This window comes from Nocardia aegles (assembly GCF_052545135.1).
Map to the genome: position 1 here is coordinate 239895 of NZ_JBQWRI010000009.1, position 19982 is coordinate 259876.

Annotated in this window: 21 protein-coding genes; all 21 read left to right on the forward strand. The window is 70.5% G+C overall.

Translation table 11 applies throughout. The features are described from left to right. Positions 1 to 156 precede the first annotated feature (156 nt). The 21 genes from ACT89H_RS23710 to ACT89H_RS23810 all read left to right on the forward strand — a co-directional run bounded on the left by ACT89H_RS23710 (position 157) and on the right by ACT89H_RS23810 (position 19799). Positions 157 to 1056 (forward strand): hypothetical protein, encoded by a 900-nt coding sequence (locus ACT89H_RS23710; protein WP_445110854.1) that lies wholly within the window; start codon positions 157 to 159, stop codon positions 1054 to 1056. Beyond that, a complete protein-coding gene (locus tag ACT89H_RS23715) occupies positions 1053 to 2306 on the forward strand; it encodes a cutinase family protein (protein ID WP_445110855.1) in 1254 nt (417 codons plus the stop codon). The genes ACT89H_RS23710 and ACT89H_RS23715 overlap by 4 nt, the downstream gene beginning before the upstream one ends. Further along, on the forward strand, positions 2303 to 3427 hold the full coding sequence (locus ACT89H_RS23720; protein WP_445110856.1) for a lipase family protein: 1125 nt from the start codon (positions 2303 to 2305) through the stop codon (positions 3425 to 3427). The genes ACT89H_RS23715 and ACT89H_RS23720 overlap by 4 nt, the downstream gene beginning before the upstream one ends. A gap of 79 nt (positions 3428 to 3506) precedes the next feature. Next, positions 3507 to 5009 (forward strand): cutinase family protein, encoded by a 1503-nt coding sequence (locus ACT89H_RS23725; RefSeq protein WP_445110857.1) that lies wholly within the window; start codon positions 3507 to 3509, stop codon positions 5007 to 5009. A gap of 126 nt (positions 5010 to 5135) precedes the next feature. Further along, the gene (locus ACT89H_RS23730; protein WP_445110858.1) at positions 5136 to 5834 is read left to right on the forward strand and encodes a DUF8176 domain-containing protein; all 699 of its coding nucleotides are present in this window, start codon (positions 5136 to 5138) and stop codon (positions 5832 to 5834) included. Between the two features lie 96 nt (positions 5835 to 5930). Further along, on the forward strand, positions 5931 to 6491 hold the full coding sequence (locus tag ACT89H_RS23735; RefSeq protein WP_445110859.1) for a DUF6668 family protein: 561 nt from the start codon (positions 5931 to 5933) through the stop codon (positions 6489 to 6491). Continuing rightward, positions 6488 to 6784, forward strand: coding sequence for a hypothetical protein (locus ACT89H_RS23740; RefSeq protein WP_445110860.1), 297 nt, complete (start codon positions 6488 to 6490; stop codon positions 6782 to 6784). The genes ACT89H_RS23735 and ACT89H_RS23740 overlap by 4 nt, the downstream gene beginning before the upstream one ends. A gap of 2 nt (positions 6785 to 6786) precedes the next feature. Continuing rightward, positions 6787 to 7443: an alpha/beta fold hydrolase gene (locus ACT89H_RS23745; RefSeq protein WP_445110861.1), complete on the forward strand. Its 657-nt coding sequence runs from the start codon at positions 6787 to 6789 to the stop codon at positions 7441 to 7443. Then, positions 7437 to 7670: a hypothetical protein gene (locus ACT89H_RS23750; RefSeq protein WP_445110862.1), complete on the forward strand. Its 234-nt coding sequence runs from the start codon at positions 7437 to 7439 to the stop codon at positions 7668 to 7670. Before ACT89H_RS23745 ends, ACT89H_RS23750 begins: the two co-directional genes overlap by 7 nt. Positions 7671 to 7692: 22 nt before the next feature. Continuing rightward, complete coding sequence (locus ACT89H_RS23755) at positions 7693 to 8334, forward strand: DUF8175 domain-containg protein (RefSeq protein ID WP_445110863.1); 642 nt, start codon at positions 7693 to 7695, stop codon at positions 8332 to 8334. Between the two features lie 10 nt (positions 8335 to 8344). Beyond that, positions 8345 to 9157, forward strand: coding sequence for a DUF8175 domain-containg protein (locus tag ACT89H_RS23760; protein WP_445110864.1), 813 nt, complete (start codon positions 8345 to 8347; stop codon positions 9155 to 9157). Continuing rightward, positions 9154 to 10611 carry a hypothetical protein gene (locus ACT89H_RS23765; RefSeq protein ID WP_445110865.1) on the forward strand — a complete coding sequence of 486 codons (1458 nt, stop codon included), beginning with the start codon at positions 9154 to 9156 and terminating at the stop codon, positions 10609 to 10611. Before ACT89H_RS23760 ends, ACT89H_RS23765 begins: the two co-directional genes overlap by 4 nt. Further along, complete coding sequence (locus ACT89H_RS23770) at positions 10608 to 12074, forward strand: SCO6880 family protein (RefSeq protein WP_445110866.1); 1467 nt, start codon at positions 10608 to 10610, stop codon at positions 12072 to 12074. Before ACT89H_RS23765 ends, ACT89H_RS23770 begins: the two co-directional genes overlap by 4 nt. Next, on the forward strand, positions 12071 to 13792 hold the full coding sequence (locus ACT89H_RS23775) for a putative type IV secretion/conjugal transfer ATPase (protein WP_445110867.1): 1722 nt from the start codon (positions 12071 to 12073) through the stop codon (positions 13790 to 13792). The genes ACT89H_RS23770 and ACT89H_RS23775 overlap by 4 nt, the downstream gene beginning before the upstream one ends. Positions 13793 to 13798: 6 nt before the next feature. Then, the gene (locus tag ACT89H_RS23780; protein ID WP_445110868.1) at positions 13799 to 14923 is read left to right on the forward strand and encodes a C40 family peptidase; all 1125 of its coding nucleotides are present in this window, start codon (positions 13799 to 13801) and stop codon (positions 14921 to 14923) included. 139 nt (positions 14924 to 15062) lie between these two features. Then, complete coding sequence (locus ACT89H_RS23785; protein WP_445110869.1) at positions 15063 to 15269, forward strand: hypothetical protein; 207 nt, start codon at positions 15063 to 15065, stop codon at positions 15267 to 15269. Then, entirely contained in the window at positions 15266 to 15811 is a 546-nt protein-coding gene (locus tag ACT89H_RS23790) for a hypothetical protein (RefSeq protein ID WP_445110870.1), read from the forward strand. The genes ACT89H_RS23785 and ACT89H_RS23790 overlap by 4 nt, the downstream gene beginning before the upstream one ends. Beyond that, positions 15808 to 16875 (forward strand): hypothetical protein, encoded by a 1068-nt coding sequence (locus ACT89H_RS23795; RefSeq protein WP_445110871.1) that lies wholly within the window; start codon positions 15808 to 15810, stop codon positions 16873 to 16875. The genes ACT89H_RS23790 and ACT89H_RS23795 overlap by 4 nt, the downstream gene beginning before the upstream one ends. A 42-nt stretch (positions 16876 to 16917) precedes the next feature. Continuing rightward, positions 16918 to 17820 carry a hypothetical protein gene (locus ACT89H_RS23800; RefSeq protein WP_445110872.1) on the forward strand — a complete coding sequence of 301 codons (903 nt, stop codon included), beginning with the start codon at positions 16918 to 16920 and terminating at the stop codon, positions 17818 to 17820. Positions 17821 to 17880: 60 nt separating this feature from the next. After that, positions 17881 to 18828, forward strand: coding sequence for a hypothetical protein (locus ACT89H_RS23805; protein WP_445110873.1), 948 nt, complete (start codon positions 17881 to 17883; stop codon positions 18826 to 18828). Beyond that, positions 18825 to 19799, forward strand: coding sequence for a hypothetical protein (locus tag ACT89H_RS23810; protein ID WP_445110874.1), 975 nt, complete (start codon positions 18825 to 18827; stop codon positions 19797 to 19799). Before ACT89H_RS23805 ends, ACT89H_RS23810 begins: the two co-directional genes overlap by 4 nt. Positions 19800 to 19982: the final 183 nt, after the last annotated feature.

Consider the following 19982-nt stretch of genomic DNA (forward strand, 5'->3'; position numbering starts at 1 on the left):
AAGCGGCCTGCCAGAGGCGGAATCGTCCTCTGGCAGGCATAGCGAGGGTCATCGACTCGTCGCCGTCCGCACCAGCAAACCTCCCCGCCCTGAACGATGGAAAAGGGTCTATTTCGCATGCCCGAAAACAGGACAACGCCCCACCAGACTGCGCCCGTGCGCCGCAGAACCGCAGCGGCAGGACGACACTGCCCGCAGGCGGGCCTGCGTCGCGGCAGCCGTGCTTTGCTGGCTGGCGCCGTGCCGGTGGCGATGCTGCTGGCCGCGACCGCCGTCGCGCACGCTGCCGATTCGGCCGTCGTGATCACTGATCAGCCCGGTGTGACCAGCCCCGCCCAGCCGGGCGCGACCACCCCGTCCCCGGCTGCACCACCTGTGCCGGAGCCCGAGCCGGCACCGGCTGTACCGGAACCCGCGCCGCCGCCGGTGTATTACTCACAGCCGCCGGAAGTTCGCAACGCTGCGCCGTCGCGTCCGGCGCCGCCGCCGGAGCAACCGGTGGAGCCGGTGCGGATCGAGGACCTGCACCTACCGGAACCGGTGGAGCCGGTGGCGCCGATCGAGCCGCCGGACAACATGATCCGGATCGGGCAGTGGCAGGCCCCACGTCCGGAGTGGCTGCCGCCGGAGTACGCCGACACGATCAATGACGTCGCCGCGGACGCCGAAGCCCAGGTCGCGACCGCGCTGGATTCGATCGGTATCCCGGCTGGGCGCTCGGACCGGGTCAGCGGTGCCACGCTCGCCGGTGCGGGAATCGGTGGCGCGGTCGGCGCTGCCGTGACGGGTGTCCCGGCCGCTGCCGCGGGCGCGGTGGTCGGTGGGCTGATCGGCGGTACCGTCGGTGGCATCGCCGGGGCCGCGCTCGGCGCCGTGGTGCCGGTCCCGATCATCGGCGAGGTGACCTCCGGCATCGCTGGAACCGCACTCGGCGCCGCCGCCGGCGCTGCGGCCGGTGCTGCCATCGCGGGAATCCCGGCCGCGGCCCTCGGTGCCGCCGTCGTCGGGACCGTCGGTGCGGGCTTCGGTGCCGGCGTGGGGGTAGGGCAGCCATGACCCTCTCCTCGCTGATCCGTCGCCGCACCATCGCCGCCGCGATCGCCGCGTCGGCCGCGCTCGGCGTGGCCACCGGAACGACCAGCGGCGCAACCGCCGCGGCCGTGCCGATCGGTCCCGGATGTCCCGCGTTGTATGTGCTCGGCGTCCAGGGCACCGGCCAGTCATCACCGACCGCCGACCCCCTCGCCGACACCGGGGTGGTGGGTGCGTTGATTGCCCCGGTCTTGTCAGCTGCTCCCGGCTTGGTGCAGCGCAGCTACATCCCCTACGGCGCGGGCTTCGGTGGCGCGGTGCCCGGCGGCGGCCCGGATCCGTATGTGGTGTCGGTGACCGACGCCCGCCACCAGTTGGATGCCGCCGCCGCGCAAATCGCCGAAACCTGCCCCACCACCTTGATCGCTGGAATCGGATACTCCCAAGGCGCTCAGGCGATGTCGTCGTTCGCTCACGATATCGGTACGGGCTCAGGGCCGGTGCCGCCGGAGCGCGTCGCGGGCATCGCGCTGTATGCCCACCCCGATCGCGCGCCGGACGCGCCGATCTTTCCCGGCCGCCCCGGGCAGACGGTGCCCGACCCCGCTCCGGGCACGAGTGGGGCTGCGGTGTCAGCGGTGCACATGCCCAACCTGCCCGCCGGGGGCGGCGGCATCGCCGACGGCGCAACCGGCTACGGGGAACTCACCGGGCGGGTCGCCGACATCTGCACCGACGGCGACCTGGCCTGCTCGGCGCCGCGGCGCTCGGCGCTGCTGCGAGTCGGTGCGGAGATCGCCGCCCAAGCCGACCTCCGCGACCCGCTGGCCGCGATCGGGTCGCTCAACGGACTCTTCTCCGCCGCGCTGGGCGACGTGTGGACCACTGTGGTGCTCAACGACTTTCAGGTCGTCGGCGGCGCTGTCGACTACCTGCCGCAGCAGCCGCTGGCGGCACGGTTGATCGACGCCGCCGACCCCCGCACCCCGGCGCCGAGCCCGGAGGACATCGGGGCGGCCGCGGCGCGGTGGAACGAGATCACTGCCGCTGTGGCGGCGAACCCGATCGGGTTGCTGCCCAAGCTGGCCGGTCAGCTGTCCGCGGCGTGGGGCCAGCTGGTCGCCGACAACGCCGACCTGATCGATCCCGCGGTGTGGGTGCGGTTCGCCGACACCGTCGCTCGGCACAACAACTACGCCGCCAACGGCCAGCTCAGCTCGGGCATCGCCTGGATGGTCGCCCTCGCCCACGACATCGCCGGAGCCCGACCATGACCGACCCCATCGCGATCGACGACGACTTCTACACCAGCCCCGTCACCGGCATCGACGCCCCACCCGGACACCTCTTGCGCCGCCGCCCCATCACCCTGCCGCGCCTGCACGGCGCGGGACAGGCATGGCAACTGGTGTACGCCACGACGGGATCGCGGGCGCCGATACCCGCCTCGGGCACGGTGATCACCGCCAGCCCGGTCACCGGGGTCGCCGGTGCGGGCCCGCTGCTGGTGTACTGCCCGTCCTTCCACGGTCTCGGGGGCCGCTGCGCGCCATCCCAGCTCCTGGGCGAGGGGCGCGAACCGGAATCACCCTTCATCGCCGCAGCTCTGGAGCGCGGCTGGACCGTCGCGGTGGCGGACGGACCCTGCCTGGGAATGACCGGTCTGGGCCCGCACCAGTTCCTGGCCGGCGCCGCGGGCGCGCACGCGGTGCTCGACCTGGCGCGCGCAACCGGGAACCTGCCCGAACTCGACACCACGGCGGGGCCGTTGGTTATCTGGGGGTACGGCGACGGCGGACGGTCGGCGGTGTGGGCTGCCGAACAACACCCGCACTACGCACCCGAACTGGATCTGCGGGGCGTAGCCGCCGGCGGTGTCGTCGCCGACCCGGGCGCACTCATCACCGAGATCGACGGTGGGCCGTGGGCGGGGCTGGCGCTGGCCGGGCTCATCGGGTTCAGTCGCGCGTACTCCCATCTGCCGACCGGGCACCTGCTCACCGCCGCCGGCCGCGAGACGGTCCAGCACGCTGCAGTACTCGACGCCGCCGAGCTGCTGCTCACCTACCGCAACCAGCCGTTGGGCAGCTGGTGCGAGCGGCCGGACCCGTGGAACGACCCCCTCTGGCGCTATGTGCTGGCGCACGAGACCAGCGGCCGCGCCGCCCCACAGGTGCCGGTGCACCTCTACCACGGCGTCGACGACGCGCTCGTGCCGATCGTGGTCGGCCGCAGCGTAGTCGCGCACTACCGCTCCCTCGGCGTGGATTCGAGTTGGCGGGAGTACCCGACCAGTCATGTCGGCGCCGCCAGGGCCGGTGCGGCCGAAGCCGTCGCCCGATTGGCCGGCTACCTGCAACGCCACCCCACGCCACCTCACCCACAAGCCGCCTGAATCGGCCTGCCCGCCCCCACGACCCCTCGCGGTGGGCGCGGGCAGGCCCCCCATACCCGATCGAATCGAGGTCCCACCCATGAGCCCCAGCACACGTGCACGACGCCACGCCACTGCGGCGGTGCTCGTGGCGGTCACTGTTGCGCTCGCCAACGCCGTCAGCACCGCGCAGGCCGAAACCACCGGCGTGCCACTCGGCGCGGTATGCCCGGTCCTGTACGCGTTCGGGGTGCAGGGCAGCGACGAAGCTGCCCCGGAAGCCGGACTCAGCAGCGATTCCGGCGCGCTCGGGCAGGTGTTCGGCCCCCTCACCGCTGCGGCGGGTGATCTGGTGCAACGCGCCTACGTCCCCTACGGGCACGCACTCGACGGGACGGTCCTGCCGTACGAGGCAGCGATCACCGCCGCAGCCGAGCGCCTGGAAGACATGGCCGCCGACGTCCTCACGCGCTGCCCGAACACGAAGATCGCCGCCGCCGGATACGCCCACGGCGCACCCGCGGTCTCACGGTTCGCCGAGCGCGTCGGCGCAGCCAACGCACGCGTGCACCCGGACCATATTGCCGCAATCGCCCTGTTGGCCAACCCGAATCGCGTCATGAACACCCCAGTGCTGCCCGGCCGTCCGGCCAGCACCACCCCGTCCGCCGCGCCCGGGACCACGGGGCACAAAGTTGCCACGATCTCACTTCTGAACCAGCCGCTGACCGGTACCGGGATCGCCACGGCGTCGGCAGCGTCGAGCGGGTACGGGGCATTGACCGGTCGTGTCGCGGACCTATGTGTGGCCGGCGACGCCACGTGTGACACCCCACCGGGAAGCAGCCTCGCCGCCGCGGCCGCGAACATCGCTGCCCGCTCCGACCTTCGCGACCCGATCGCCGCGATCTCCACCATCGCGCAAGCCTTGACCACGACCGTCTTCACCACCGCGGTGACCGTCATCAACGAGGACGTCACTGGGACCACTCTGGATCAGCTGTCGTATCAGCCTGCGAAACCACTCGGGCAGCGGCTGGCCGAAGCCTCGCATCCCGACATAGCTGCGCCGGGGCCGGCTGACGTTTTCGCGGCGCTGTTCAAGGTCGGGACGATCGGGCTGAACGCGGTGGTGTCGGTCGCGCGGAAAGTGTTCACCCCGGCCACGATCGCTGAGCTGGCGACCGTCGGACTGGCCAACCCGTGGGCGGCCGTCGCCGGCCTCGGCGCGAAACTCGCCACCGCCGTGGTCGAGCTCATCCCGCCGCAAACCGCCAGCCGATGGGTGAACGAGGCATTCGACGCGATCACCAGCACTATCACCGACCACCAGCAGCTCTACACCCTCGCCGCCGCCGCGCAATACAGCGACACCACCGGCCGCCACGGCTCCTACCGCACCACCCCCGCCACACCCACGGGACGATCAGCGCTGGCGGCGACCGCCGACTGGTTCACCGCCGCCGCCCGCGACCTCGCGGCCACCGATTCGCCCTCGGCCGCACCACAGTCCACCGTCGCCTCGACATCCTCCGCACCCGCCACGGCACCAACCAGCAGCACCGCCGTCCCGGGAGCACCGACGTCCAGCGGCGGTCGCTGACCCCTTCGGGCGGAGAGCTTCCCATCCGCAGACGTACCCGAGCTCTGTCTGCTGATTCTCCCCTGCACCCCGCCCGAAGGGCCCAGCATCCCCAGCCACCACACAAAGGGAGGTGAGAACCCCACGATGCCCCACACCCGAACCGACATCAACCCCGCGCACGGCCACGGTTGGCTGCACCCGGCCGAACCCACCGCACTACCGCCTACCACCAGCACGATCGACGACCCGAACCGCTGCGGCGAGCAATGGCGGTGGCTCAGCCAGCCACCCTCACCACAGGCGCCGCCGGAATCGCGGCACACGCGAGCGTCCCGCCGGGTAGGGGTCTGGCTTGCCGGCGGCGTCGCTGCGGCCGCCGTGCTCGGTGGGGCTGGGGTGAGCTGGGTCGCCGCCCCGCCGGATTCGGCGACGGCGATCCCGACATCGACGGCAGCTTCTCCAGAAACCACGTCACCGTCCAGCGGTGCGTGCGCGGGATTGTCCGGGCAAACGGTCACCGACGCCGCAGGCGACACCCACAGCGTGGCCGGGGTGATCGCGGCGTTCGAGCACGCCTACTACGTCCAGCGCCGCACCGAGGCTGCGCTGGCCCTGGTCGCCCCCGAAGCCGGCCTGTCCGTCGAGGCGTTGGCCGCGGGCATCGCTTCCATCCCGGCCGGGACAACGCACTGCGTGGCAATCACCCCGATCACCGAGGGTGCTGCGGAAGTCCATGTGGCCCAGCGCCACCCCGATGGGCAGCGCGTCGACTATCTGCAGCTGATCAACCTCCGCGCCGACCACGACCACGTGGTCATCACCAACATCCAGAAGCGGGGCTGAGCGATGGCCGCACCCCTGCACCTGCATCGACACCCTCCCACCGGGAGGGGCCGCCTCGAGCCGGGAACCGTCGCCGCACCACAACGGGTGGCGCCAGTGCGGGAGACGCCACTACCGACCACGGGGGCCCATCCACCGCTGTTCGCCGTGCTCGGCGCGCACGGCGGCGCCGGGACATCCACCCTGGCGCGGTGGTGGGCACCGGCTGCCGACACCGGCCTGGCCTGGCCCGCCTCACCGGCCACCACCCAACTGGTGATCGTCGCCGCCAGGCTGTGCATGCCCGGCCTGACGGCGGCCGCCGAGCGGCTGCGGGAATGGCACGCCGGGCTGGCGCCGGACGGGGTGCAGGTGATCGGGCTGGTGCTCACCGCCGCCCGCCCCGGAAAACCACCTGCGGTGGTGCGCCGCTACCGCGATGTGGTCGCCGACCTCGCCGAGCACGTCTACCAGATCGGCTGGCACGACGAACTCGTCGTCTGCGAACTGACCGATCTCGCCGAATACCTGCCCTTCGCGCCTGCCCCACCCCGCCGCCCCCGGCTACGCGAAGCCGTACCCGCCGACGTGCATCACGCCGGAGTCCAGATCATCACCCACCTCACCCAGTTCCCTACCGGCGCTGCGACACCCAATGATTCGGAGCACACGCCATGACCACCGCGTACACGGTCAGCGGGGCAGCCATGGTGCTCGCCCAGCAGATCCAGATCACCCCGAAGTCCCCGCCCGGGGCGGACAAACTGGTCAACCTCGTCAACTACCTGTCCTGGATCGTCACCCTCGCCGGTATCGGCGCCCTCATCTACGCCGGCGGCAAATTCGGGTGGGAACGATTTCACGGCGGCGCGGTCGAATCACCCAAGATCATCCTGGGTGCCCTCTGCGGCGGCATCATCGCCACCAGCGCAGGACAGATCATGAACGCCGCCGTCACCGGAGGCGGATAACCGTGCGCGCGACCCGGATTCACTCCCAAAAATCCACCGCCGAATCGCCGACCACTGGGGACACAACAGCCCCGGACAGTCGCCGCGACTCGAGTCCGTGCCCCGTTCACCACTGCGACGGGACACCGCTGTCCGGCGCACGTCTCGCTCCGGCCTGGGCGGCGACCGGGGGCTCTGTCCACGGCGCGTTCACCGATTCCCGCTACTGGAGTCCGCAGACCGCCCGCCTGCATCGACACCCCGATGGCGGCATCAATCAGATCGTCGACGCCCCGCGAGGTCCCGGTCACAGCGACCCGAGCCCCGCAAGCAGGCGCATCAGGACGGATGTCCTCGTCGACGCCCTCGACGCCGTGCTGACCACCGCCCCCGGCGCGGTGGTGCCGGTGGCGCACACGGTGGCCTCGCTGTCGGTGCAAGCATGGATCACGACATACCCCCAGCGGGCCCGCCGCGTGGCCGGTGTGGTGCTGCTCAACGACTGCGTCGAACTCCCCAGACTCGCAGGTAGATCGAGCACACGCCAGGCGGCGCTGCGGGGCGTGCCCCACACCGGTCGCTCCCTGCCGCACGCCGAACCCGCTAAAACCGCCGCGCCGATCCTGGCCGCCCTCGAGGTCGCCAACCGCACCCACCGGCAGGACCGCGGCCCATGCTGACCGCCAAACAGCTCCCTGCGCAGGTACTTTCGCCGCTCACCCAGTTGCTGGGGTGGCTGGCGTGGTTCGTGCTGCTGCTGTGCATCGCCCGCGCGATCTGGGTCGGCGGACTGCTGGCCATCCGTCTGTACCGCGAGGAAGCCATCGAAGGACTCGCCGGCGCCTTAGCGGGCGCGGTCCTACTCGGCTCGGCCAGCTCGCTAGCCCTCGCCATCCTGCCTGCCTGACCCGACCGAGGAGAACCATCCCGTGAACCGCACCGGCCTCCGACACCTCGCGCTGCGGGCAGGCGTTGCCGCCGCAGGACCGATTCTCGCTACAGGTCTGCTCGCCTGCGGCAGTGACGAGACCCGGGACCCGCCACCGGACACCGGTTCGACCGCCACCACCGCAGCTCCCACGGGCGTGCGGTGGCAGCCGTTCCAAGGAGTCGACCTGCCCGTCGCCGACGAAGGCCCCCACCGCGTCGACGGGCCGGTGGCCACCGGGTTCGACCGGGCACCGGCCGGTGCGGCGCTGGCAGCAATCCAGGCGACGGTGCGGATGTCCATCGCCACCGACGGTCAGTGGCCGGCGGTGGGGCAACGGATGCTCGCCCCCGGACCTGGCCGCGACGCCTGGGCGACCGCGCGCGCCCAAATCTCGATCACCGCCCCGATCACCGCCGGCTCACCGAAAGTCCTCGGCTACGTGATCACTCGCTACAGCCTCGACGCCACCGACGTCGATATCTACAGCACCCACCCCGACAACTCCGTCGCTTGCAACCACACCACCGTCGTCTGGCACGGCGACGACTGGCGCCTGCACCTCCCCGACACCCCGACCACCGCGCCGGTCACCGCAGTCGCCGCGGCCCCACCCGATCTGGTCGCGCTCACACCGCGCTGAGAAGAGACCCATGCCCATGAAATCCCATCGCCTCCTGACCATCCTGCTCGCGAGCATCACCGCCGTCGTGATCGCGGTGTTCGTCCTGACGATCACCCACGACAACACCTCGTCCGATCACCGCGCCGATCCCGGCAACCCGAGCACACCGACCGCGCGAACCCTTCCCGACCTGCCGCCGACCACACCGACACTTCCGCCGACCACCGACCTGTTCGGCAACCGGCTGGAGGTCACCGCCGACGATGCCGGCTCCGCCCTGCCACAGGATCCCAGCACCCGCCCGGACCCGACCCGCCCGGACTACCTCACCGCCCCACCCGCACGGCTGCAGTGGCAGCGCGGGTGGGGCGGCGCCGCGCTACCGGTATCCGGCAGCGACGGACCCACCCGCATCGATCACGGCATCGCGAGCGGGTTCGCTCGCACACCCCAAGGCGCGGCGCTGGCCGCAGCGGACGCGCTCGCCCGCGCGCTGGCCGCCCCGGACGTGGTGTGGCAGCAGGCAGTGGGCGAACGCTACTACGGCGGCGGGAAAGCACTGGCCGATCGGTTCGCCCGCTCCCGACAGCGCACGCCGGAGGCGGCCCGCTACGTCGTGGTCCCCGATGGTGTGCGCGTCCAGCCCGGCTACCGCGACGACCTCGCGGTGGTGCAGTTCGCGGCCCGCGACACGCTCGGCTACAACGTCTCCACCTGGCCGATGGCCTGGATCGACGGCGACTGGCGCGTCCGCGTCCCCGACGACATCGAAATCCTCTGGGCGCCCGGAACTCCCACATCCACACTGACCGGGTTCGGTTCATGGAAGGCCATCCCATGACCGCCACCCTCGCCGCTCACCCACCCGGCGCCGGTTCCTGGCGAACACAGGTGCCCGACATCGACTGGTGCGACATACCCCAAGGCCCCCGCGAGATCTGCATGGCCAAACGAGCCGCCACCGACGCCGCGTCCGACGCGGCGAACTCGGCGCTGCACGATTTCGCCGACACGATGCTTGATGCGTTCACCCGGCTGATCCGGATGGCGATGACATGGTGGACCGATCTTCCCTCGCCACAGCTCACCGGGGCGGGAGGCGAGCCGGGGACGGCGCTGTCGGCGATCCGTGACTACAGCAGCGGTCTGCAGGCGCTGCTGCTGACGACAGGGATCATGCTGGCCGCTGCGCGGTTGGCGCTGGCCAAGCGCGGCGGGGTCGCGGGCGAGGCACAGGAAAGTTTCCTGATGCTGGCGCGGGCGGTGTTCGCGTCGATGGCCTTCGCCGCGGTGATCACCGCCGGAACCCGCGCCGGCGACGCCTTCGCCAACTGGGTGCTGTTCGACGCCACCTCCGGTGACTGGGCCGGGGCCGTCGGCCGGCTCACCGCATTCGACGCCGACACCCGCACCGGACTGGGCACCGGTCTGCTGCTAGTGGTCGGACTGTTCGGGCTGATCAGCACACTCATCCAGTTGGTGATGCTGGTCGTGCGGCAAGCACTGCTGATCTTGGTCGTTGCGGTGCTCCCGCTGGCGGCTGCCGCGTCGGGCACCGGTCCCGGCTCGCAGGCCTACAAGAAGCTGTTGAGTTGGTCATTGGCATTCGTGCTGTTCAAACCAGTCGGTGCACTGGTCTATGCGATCGCGTTCACCGTCATCGGCCACCAGGCCCAACGCGACCCGCAGTTGGTTCTGCTCGGGCTGATCCTGCTGGTGATGAGCGTGGTCGTGCTGCCCGCGCTGATCCGGTTGGTCGCCCCCGCCGTCGCGACCCTGGGCGGCGGGGGCGGCGCGGCAGCTGTGCTGGCCGGCGGCGCGGCCGGGGTCGCCATGGCGGCGGTCGGGGAACGCTCGAGTGCCCGCAAGGTCAGCGAAGGGGAGAACGCCTCCGCGGGCCCGGCTCCCGGCTCACCCGCCGCTGGGGGCCCGCCCGGAAACGGCGGCGGTGGCCGCCCCATGCCCGGCGACGGCAGCGGCGGTGCGGTGAGCCCAGCCCCGCACAGTGCGGGGACCGGCGGGGCTGGCGCAGGCATTGCGGCTCACGGCGGCGGTGGTGCCCGTCCTACCGGGTCGGCTGGGGCAGGCAAGCCCATGACGGCGCAGGCAGCAGCTGGCGGCGGTGAGTCGGCCGGCGCCGCGGGCGCGGGTGCGGCCGGTGCGGTGGTGATGGGTGCGCAGATGGTCACAGCCGCTGCGCAGCAGACCGTCTCAGCGATCGAAGACCAGACCCGCGAAGCCACCGCAGCGGGGTTGGATCCCGATGCGCTGGGACCGGGGGAGGTCCGGCGGTGACCGCACGCATGTATGGCCGCTGGGAACGTCCCCGTTCCGCGGGGTTCTTCGGGTTGACCTGGGGTGTGTCGATGCTCGGACTCGGGTTGATCATCATGGTGATGGTCGGGTTCATGATCACCCGATCCCTGCTATCAGCTGGTGTGCTGATCCTCGGCAGCGCGGTGGTGTTCACCCCGTTGGCGGTGACTCGCAACGGCCGCACCGGCTGGGAGATCCTGTTGGTGCGGGCGCAGTTCGCCGCCGCCCGCGCCCGCGGCGAGCACGTCTACCACGCGGGCCGGTTCTCCAAATTCCCCGGCGTCGCCACACTGCCTGGGCTGGTAGCAGATTCGAGGCTGACCGAGTACGAGACCGCGGGCGGGCACCGGTTCGCGATGATCCACATTCGCCGCAGCGATCACTACACGGTGGTGTTGCGGGTGATCCCGCGCGGCAAGGAACTGGTCGACCAAGCCCAGATCGAAGCCTGGGTCGACGGCTACGGTCAGTTCCTGGCCACCCAAAGCCGCGGCGGGGAAGTCGTCGCGGTCACCTCGGTGTTGGACAACGTGGTCGAAACCCGCCTCAAACAGGCGCGGGAGGTCACCCGTCTGGTCCGCCCGAACGCTCCCCCCTACGCCCAGGCGGTGATGCGCGAAGCCGCCGCCGACATCGGCGGAGTCGGGGTGCGCATCGAAGCCCGGATCGCGATCACCTACCGCGCGATCGGCAAAGGCCGCCGCGACAGCGCCGAGCAAGCCCGCGAAATCGGCCAACGCCTGCAAGGCGTGTTGTCCCAGCTGGCACGGGCGGGGCTTCCCGCGACCCCGTTGCAGGCGTGGGAAGTGCTCGGATTGGTGCGCACCCGCTACGACCTCGCAGCCCAACGCGACGTCGAAGCCGCCGGAACGGCGATCACGTCCACACAGTCGTGGGACTCGGTCGGTCCGATCGCCCATCAGGACCGGTGGGATCACTACGTCCACGACGGCGCCCGCTCGATCACCTGGGAGATGGACGCCGCCCCACGCGGCGCGGTGATGGAGACGGTGCTCGAAGAACTGCTGCGTCCCCGCGCGGACGTGCCACGCAAACGCGTCGCGGTCGTCTACCGGCTGCATTCGGCCGCCGAGGCCACCACCCTGGTGGACTCCGACTTCCGCGACGCCGTCGCCGCCGAGCAAACCGAACGCGGCATCGCCTCCGCCTCCGCCCGGATCCGGGTCGGCAACACCCAAGCCGCCCGCGAGGAACAAGCCCGCGGTGCCGGTCTGACCCGGTTCGGCGTGCTGGTGACGGTGACCGATCACCTCGACGGTGACCTGCCGGGGATCGAAGCCTCGGTGAAGGGAATGGCCGCCGCGTCCCGACTCAGTGTCCGTCGCTGCTACGGCACTCAGGCCGCCGCGTTCGCCGCGAGCTTGGGGATCGGATTGATCCTGCCCGAGCACACCTCGATCTCGAGGCGGGTGTCGGCATGAGTGCCCGCGGGAACGAGACGACATCGCAGACGCATCGACCCGCGCGGACGGAGATGGTCGCGGGGGTGCGGGTGCTCACTGCTTCGGCGCGCGCCGCGACGCAGGTGGCCGCCGCCCAGCCTGGATTGCGTGGTTGGCGGGCGAGGTTGGCGATATCGAGCGATGATCATCGACGCGCCACCGCCGCCCGCCGCGCGGAAACCGCTGGCGGGGATGGCTTCGACCGATCGCCAGCGGCATTGTCCGACCGCGGGTATCGCGGGCTCGGCGGCGGCCGCGCCGCCGTCGTGGCCACCACCCCGGAATGGCGAGCGACCACCGTGCAAGTCGCCGGATTGTGGCCGTTCAGCGTCGGCGCCAGCGCCCCGACCGTCGGCACCCCGGTGGGGGCGCATTACATCACCGGCGCACCGGTGCATTTCGACCCGATGTCATGGTTCCTCAAAGGGTTCATCACCGCGCCGATCGCATTCGTGCTGGCGCTCAACGGGTTCGGCAAATCGTCGCTGATCCGGCGGATGGTGACCGGCGCGGTCGCCGCCGGGGAAACGGTGCTGTGTATGGGGGATACCAAACCCGACTACCGCGATCTCGTCGAGCAGTTGGGTGGGCAGGTCGTCGACGTTGGCTACGGCCACGGCACCCTGAATCCTCTCGACGTCGGCGCCCTCGGCGCGGTGGTCGACCAGCTCACCGACCCCGATCAGCGTCGCCAGGTCACCGCGCGGGTGGAAGCCGGGCAGGTCAACATCGTCGCCGGGCTCATCGAGCTCGTGCGCGGATCGCGGGTCGCCGACTACGAAGAAGTGCTGCTCGCCGCTGGGCTGCGCCAACTCTACAGCCCCACGAGCGGATTCACCCATCAGCGGCCGCCGCTGCTGTCGGACCTGCTCGAGGTGATTTCTGGTGGCGCCGAACACCTGCGCCAGTTCGCCGAAGAGGACGACGATGTCGCTTACCGCGCCAGCACCAAAACCCTGCGCCGCTCCCTGCGCGCGCTGGTCGAGGGTCCGTTCGGAGCGATCTTCAACGGACCCACCACTACCCGGCTCGATCTGGCCAGTCCAGCGGTGTGCGTGGATGTCTCGCGCATCCCCGAAGGCGACACCAAACTCCTGGCGGCGGTGCTGATGGTCTGCTGGAGCGAAGGTTTCGGCGCGGTCGCCGCCGCGCACGCCCTCGCCGACGCTGGGCTCGCGCCGCCGCGCACGTTCGAGGTCGTCATGGACGAGATCTGGCGGGTGCTCGGGGTGGGGGAGTTCATGGTCGACCGCGTCGACGCCCTCACCCGGCTCAACCGGACGTTGGGCACCGGGTTGATCATGTGCAGCCACACCATCAAAGACCTCGCCGCCTTCGACTCCCCGGCCGCGCAAGCCAAAGCCCTCGGATTCTTCGAACGCGCCCGCGCCAAACTCATCGGACCCGTCGGGCCCGAAGAGATCAACCGCATCCGCGCCGCGGTCGCCATCACCGACACCGAGAAACTGCTGGTCACCTCCTGGGCGGCGCCGCGGCCACCCAGCGACGACGACCTCGACCCCGCACGACGCCAAACCCCGCCTGGTACAGGATGTTTCCTGCTGAAAACCGGGGAGGCGAACGAGCCGGGGATCCCGTTCCGGATGGTGTTCACCCCGACCGAGCGGGCCGCGGATGTGCACAACACCAATCGGCGCTTCGACAACCTCTCCGCCACGGCGGAGGCGAGCGGGTGAGCGCCGATGGACACCTTCACGAGAACTCTGGCCGCGACCGCGTTCGGACTGCCGATCGCGCTGATCCTCCTGTTACTGGTGATCCTCGGCGCCGACCCAGCGACCTCGTGCGCGACACCGCTGTCGGCAGGGGCTGCGGGCGGGGTGAGCGGCCCGACCGGGCAGACGGTGGCGGGGTTGTCGGAGTCGCAGTTGCAGTTGGCGCGCAACGGGGTCGCGGTCGGCAAGCAGCGCGGCATGCCCGAATCGCTGATCATCGCCGAACTCGTCGCCCAGGCTACCGAATCGACGTTCCGCAACCTGGCGAATCCGGCGGTGCCGGAATCGGTGGACTACGCCAACGACGGGCTCGGGTTCGATCACGACTCCCTCGGCCCGCACCAGATGCGCGCCAGCGTCTGGGGCTCAGTCGGGATCGCGACTTTGATGGACCCGATCTATCAGATCAACTGGTTCTACGACCAGGCACAACGACTCGGCGCTGCGGCACAGCGGATGTCACCAGCCGAACTGGCCCAGGCGATCGAACGCTCCGCCCCCAACGCCTACGCCGGACAACTGGCGTTGGCGCGGCGGCTGTATGCGATGTTCGCCGACCTCGCCCCGAATTCGATGCCCCGCCCATCGGCTGGGTCGCTGGCTGCCGGGTGCGGGGCGACCGGCTCCGGCACGTCGTTGCCGGCGGAGGCGAGTGGGTTCGGGCGGGCGGTGATCGAGCACGGCCAGCGGTGGATCGGCACGCCATATGTGTGGGGTGGCGGCGACACGAATGGTCCGACCGGCGGCGGATTCGACTGCTCTGGACTGACTGTCTATGCGGCCTACCACGCCTCCGGTGGCCGCATCCGCCTGCCGCACTACACCCAAGCCCAACAAGACCACCCGTCCGCGCAGACAGTGCCGTTCGCGCAGCGGGAACCGGGGGATCTGATCTTCTTCACCGCCCCCGGCGACACCGATTCCCATCACGTCGGCATCTATGCCGGCCGCGACGACCAAGGCCGCGACCTGCTGCTGCATGCTCCGCAAACCGGGCAGACCGTCACTCTCACCCCCTTGAGCGCGTGGGAGGGCGAACGCATGGACGTGCGCCGTTTCACCAACCCATCCCCAGGAGGCCCGGATGTGTGATCCCACTGGTGCACCGACTCGCCGGCACGAAGCTGGGTTCCGGCAATTCAGCTGCGTTTCCCACGCTCACCAGCACGTTTTCCATGAACCGGCAGACGCTGCGTCGACCGATGGCCGGCCACGCCCGGGAGCTGCGGCGGTGACCGGGGCAGGACCTCCGTGGGAAGTGCTGCTGCCGTGGATGGTGCGGCTGCTGGGGGAGGACGCCCTGGAGTCGGCAGCCGATGATGCCGCAGTCATCGCTGCAGTGCCCGATGCGCGGGAGCCGGGTTGGGCCGCGGAGGCGGTCATCGACTCCGCGCCCGGCGCTGCACTGGCCCCACTCGGCCCGGGGCGTGAGTCGTGAGCGCCCGTTCGTTCTGCGTGGTGTTACTTGTCGGCGTGGTCGTGGTGGCGGTCGCGGGGTGTGGCGCGAACATTACGCCCCCCGCTGCGGGGCCTGAACAGATCTGCGGGGCAGAGCATTTCGCGACGCCCTTCACGGGTGTGGACCCGTGTGCGGCCGAGCAGGTCCTCACTGCGGCGGTCGCAGCGGTGTTCGGTTATCGGCCCAGCGAGCAGCTCGACCAGCGCGCAGCGTTGCAGGCAGCGCGGGCACTGCTGGATGCCGGGTTCGCCGACCGCGCCGAGCCCGCGGCGCTGGTCTGGGCGCCGGTGAGCGCGGCGCAGTGGCAGCAGTGGCGCGCCGAGGCCACCACCCTCACCACCACGGCCTGGGTGACCAGCGACGATCACCCCGCTGACACCGCCATATCCGCCCACCGGGTGCTGGCCGTCGCACTCCAGCCCGCCGGTCAGCCGCCGCTGCGGTGGGCGGTCTACGCGACCGCCGCCCGCGGCAGCGACCGGGCGGCGTGGTTGCTGTCGGGATTGGAGGTGGCGGGGTGAGCGGTGATCCGGTCGAAGAATCCGGGCAGGCGGTGCGGCAGGGCTTCGTCCAGGCCTTGCAGACAGCGCACACGACCGCTGCCTTGCTGCGCGGCCAGGGCGGGCAGGTGCGCTCTCGCGCGGAGTCCGAGCAGCGGATGCGCCACGCCGATGCGAAGGAGGGCCGGTCATCATTCGAGCATTGGGTGCGGGTGGTCAACGCTGCGGAAGCCGCGGGTCACGCGCGAGAACTCAACACCGCCAGGGTCGAGGAAATCCGCGCTCGTGTGGAGCGCGGTGACCAGCAGCACAACCTCGAGCAGCGGCGCACGCAGCGGCAGATCGAACGCGCCGATGCAGACCTGACGCGGCGGAATATGGCGGGCTCGCTCGAACGCAGACACAGCCGCGAACTGCACGACGCGAAGATCACCGCCTATCAGAACCGGGAGACCCGCGCCGAGGAAATCCACGAGCTCGACGTCACCTACAAGGAACTGCTCATCGACATCCGCCGCCGCGCGGCAGGTTTCAGCGATACATTGACCGCGCACGGTGACACCGGGCAAGCGGCGGCTTCTGCTGCCGCGTTCGCCGCCGCGAAGAGCGCCGAAAGGCTATCGCCGCAGAATGCCGCCGAATCCGACGCCTACAGCGAGCGGTTCGCCGCGGACACCGGAAACGACTACAACCACGTGGTCGACGCCACCGTGGTCGACGTTCACCACGTCGAAGACTCCGGCGCCAGGGTCTATGACCCCCACCTCGTCGACACGAGCACCGGCGAAGATGTCGATGACCTCTACCCGACGGCAGGCGCGGGGTGGACGTCGTCGGTGGCGATCGAGGATGTCATCGGCCTGACCGAAGAACTCGCGCTCGCCACCCATCTCAGCCGCCAACTCGCTGGTCTAGACGGCGAAGTGGCCGACAGCGGCGTGGATGAGGGATCGATGATCAGCGACGCGGTCGAGGCGGCCGGACTCGGCGGCGACAACGCGACACCGTCGATGGGTTTCGGCCTGGAGGCCGAGGTGTCCACGGCGGCGATGTCCGCGACGCCTGATCCGGGGCTCGAACCATGACCCGCCGAAGCAGCGCTCAGCGGCAGGGTGGAGGCCGGTGAAATGGACACCCCGACTCCGTTGCAGGCGCACCTGCTCAAGGCGGTGCAGAACCTCGCCTACGACAGCCAACAATTGCTCGAGCGCGCCCATCACGCCGGTCACCCTAGCCCGCCGGAGGAAGTGCTCGGGCAGGTGCGGATCGGCCAGCGCTCCCGCGAACAGTGCGAGACAGTCGCGCTGGCCATAGGCGTGCCGAAGGCATGGATCGACTATGCCCGCGCCGCTGGAGAACGCGGCGCCCGCTGGCCGGCCGGACAAACCCTACTGGGGTCCGGCCAGGTCGAGCGGCATCCGCTGATCACCGCGCTGCGCCGGGAGATCCACGGGTTGCAGGACATGGCCGGGATCGCCGCCGCCTACCCCCGCCGCGTGGCGCTGGACGGGGATGCGGTGGCGCGGTTTCGGCGGGTGATGGGCATGACTTGGCAGCGCCTCGGCGCGGTCTCGCACGCGCTGGGATTGAGCGCCGAAGAACACCACCAGGTGTGGCAGCGCGGACACCGGCACTGGGCCACCACGGTGGCCGAACAGCTCCGCGGACACAGCGACCAACAACTTGCGCAGCGATGGAACCAGCTCGCCGGCGCCGACTTCACCGCTGCGGCGATGCCGGTCATCGTGCTGCAAGCCGCCGGAGTCACCCCTGATGACATCGCCGCCCAGATGCCGGACTCGCCCGACCAGATGGTCGACCACGCCGCCACCGCACTCGCGGCCACCGACCACGCCAGCGCGCTCCTCGTCGTCGCCCCGGACCGGGACCGAGATCCCGCCGCCGACATCACCGCCGCGATCGACGCCGCCGGACTCACCGACATCCCCAACGCCGCCCACGAGTCTGCCCACGACGCGCTCGACGCGGCCGGAGCGCGGCAGGAGCTCGCCCCCGGGCCGGAGCCATGACCCGGCCGGAGCTGACAGAAGTGGTTCATACCAGGCATTTTCAGAGAAAGGTATCTGCCCGTGAGTCATCCGCTACCCGATGGGGAGGGGCTGCCGAGCTGGAAGCTGCGGCTGCTCGAACGCATCCAGGACACCGCCGCCGACCACACCCGCGTCCTGCGACAGGGGTGTCCCATCTACCAGCCGCGCTACGGCAGCGGCGACGAGGTCCAGCTGCACACCTGGCGTAGCCACCTACGTGCGCTGGAGGCCGACCGCAGCGAGATCGAACTCCACGCCGCCGCTGTCGGCGTGCCCGAGTCCGCGATCACCGCGGCGCGTGTCGCCGGAGTGCGAGGGCTGCGGTGGGCAGACAGCGCGCACTCCCCGAACACCATGCGGCGCGGGGAAGACCCGGTGCGCGCGCACATGGTCGAAGGTATCGCCGCCGATGTCTGGCAGCTCGAGCACATGGCCGCGATCAGCGTCGAGTACCGGCTGCGTGGCCTCGACGACATCGGCGCCGACGATCCCGGCGCGCGTGAGCAGTTCGACCGCAACATGGCCGCAGTGTGGACTAGAGCGAACGAAACCGCTCACGTCGTCGGGTTGAGCGCCGCTGAGCGGGCGCAGTTGTGGGATCGCGACAGCGCGGGCTGGTTGAAGCTGGTGTCGGTGACCGTGCGCGGCTACGACGACCCTGCCTTGCTGGAGCGATGGCGCGTCTACGCCTGGCGCGGTATCGAACACGACGCCCGCCGAGCGCTTGACCCTCTTGCCGGCCAAGCAGTGACCTCACCCGAACCTAGTGGAGCGCCACCCGCCCCGCAGCTGCTCATCGACTGCGCCGCCGAAGCGCTGTCGACCACCACCCCCGGGCAGGTGGCCCCCGAGGCCGGTATCGATGCGGTCGCTGCCGCAGCACCTGACCGCGATGTGGGACAGCGAACCGGTCGGCGAACCCGATATCCGGCCACCGGAAACCGGGACGTCACTCGAGCGCGACCGGTGAGGTGGGCGCGACGATGACCACACCGGAATCGGAATTCTCACCGCCGCAGACCGTGGTGCAGTGGCAGGCGCAGTTGTTGATGCGCATACGGCTGTTGGCTGCCGAACACACCCGCATCACCGACGCCGGGTGGGAGAAGTTCGAAGCGCTCACCAGCGACGGCGACCAGCAGGCCGCGTGGCAGGCCCATCTGAACGGGTTGGAAGCCCAACGCGAGCAGGCCGAGCAGACCGCGCTCACTGCGGGCATCGCGGCGGCGTGGATCGAGGACGCCCGCGAGCTCGGCATCCGCAGCACCCGTCCGCGAGTAGAGGCTGGGGTGCGGCAAAACCCGATGCGCGACAACGCTGCTCAGGACTTCTACCTCGACATGCTGCACCTGGATCTATGGCATCTGGAGCGGATGGCCGCGCTCGCCGCGGCCCGCGCGGACCGGATCTCCACCGGCCGATGGAGTTTCGGCACCAGCCCGGCCGCCGCCGCGCAGTTCGCGCGCAACATGCAGCTGTATCACCAGAGGGTCACCGCCTTGGCGCACGCTGCGCAATTCACCGCTACCGAGGCCGATTTGTTCTGGGGTCCGGACGCCGAAGGCGCGCGCCGCGGGCATGCGGTGCACCTGGAGACCTACAACGAGCTCGATTTGGTGGCCGAATGGAATGCCTACGCTGCCCCGAGCCCGGATCTGGCGATCCCGCCCTACGTTCCCACCGACCCCGACACCGGGACCTTGATCGCTGGCGGCGAGGTCATGCCACCGACACCGCAGCAGATGATCGACAACGCCTGGGTTTCGCTGCGCTCGCAGTTCGTCGACGCCGCCCTCGCCCGCGACAACGCAACACACCCCGACGCCGCAGTCGCTATCGGCAACGCCGTCGACGCTGCTCTTCCCACCGGGGACCACACCTGGGACGCAGAGACCGATCATCCCGGGCAGGCAGTCGACTCTCGTGGTGCGACCGATCTCGGCATCGGCCCGTACTAGAAGAGTTCGAGAAAGGACTCGCGCTACCGACGACCTCTCAGCGCAGCTGACGAGTTCATCGCACACGCTTTCGTCGACGTACCGGTCACCGGGTACTGACCGGGACGCTCGAACCCGAACTGGCAGGGGACATTCGAACACCGTGCGCCGTCGTGTGACGGAACGCGGTCCACGCCTTCCATC

Bases quoted from the DNA above. Each gene is read 5' to 3' on its own strand.
- ACT89H_RS23715 (WP_445110855.1), top strand. From the start codon at position 1,053: ATGACCCTCTCCTCGCTGATCCGTCGCCGCACCATCGCCGCCGCGATC.
- ACT89H_RS23720 (WP_445110856.1), top strand. From the start codon at position 2,303: ATGACCGACCCCATCGCGATCGACGACGACTTCTACACCAGCCCCGTC.
- ACT89H_RS23725 (WP_445110857.1), top strand. From the start codon at position 3,507: ATGAGCCCCAGCACACGTGCACGACGCCACGCCACTGCGGCGGTGCTC.
- ACT89H_RS23730 (WP_445110858.1), top strand. From the start codon at position 5,136: ATGCCCCACACCCGAACCGACATCAACCCCGCGCACGGCCACGGTTGG.
- ACT89H_RS23740 (WP_445110860.1), top strand. From the start codon at position 6,488: ATGACCACCGCGTACACGGTCAGCGGGGCAGCCATGGTGCTCGCCCAG.
- ACT89H_RS23750 (WP_445110862.1), top strand. From the start codon at position 7,437: ATGCTGACCGCCAAACAGCTCCCTGCGCAGGTACTTTCGCCGCTCACC.
- ACT89H_RS23760 (WP_445110864.1), top strand. From the start codon at position 8,345: ATGCCCATGAAATCCCATCGCCTCCTGACCATCCTGCTCGCGAGCATC.
- ACT89H_RS23765 (WP_445110865.1), top strand. From the start codon at position 9,154: ATGACCGCCACCCTCGCCGCTCACCCACCCGGCGCCGGTTCCTGGCGA.
- ACT89H_RS23775 (WP_445110867.1), top strand. From the start codon at position 12,071: ATGAGTGCCCGCGGGAACGAGACGACATCGCAGACGCATCGACCCGCG.
- ACT89H_RS23780 (WP_445110868.1), top strand. From the start codon at position 13,799: ATGGACACCTTCACGAGAACTCTGGCCGCGACCGCGTTCGGACTGCCG.
- ACT89H_RS23800 (WP_445110872.1), top strand. From the start codon at position 16,918: ATGGACACCCCGACTCCGTTGCAGGCGCACCTGCTCAAGGCGGTGCAG.
- ACT89H_RS23810 (WP_445110874.1), top strand. From the start codon at position 18,825: ATGACCACACCGGAATCGGAATTCTCACCGCCGCAGACCGTGGTGCAG.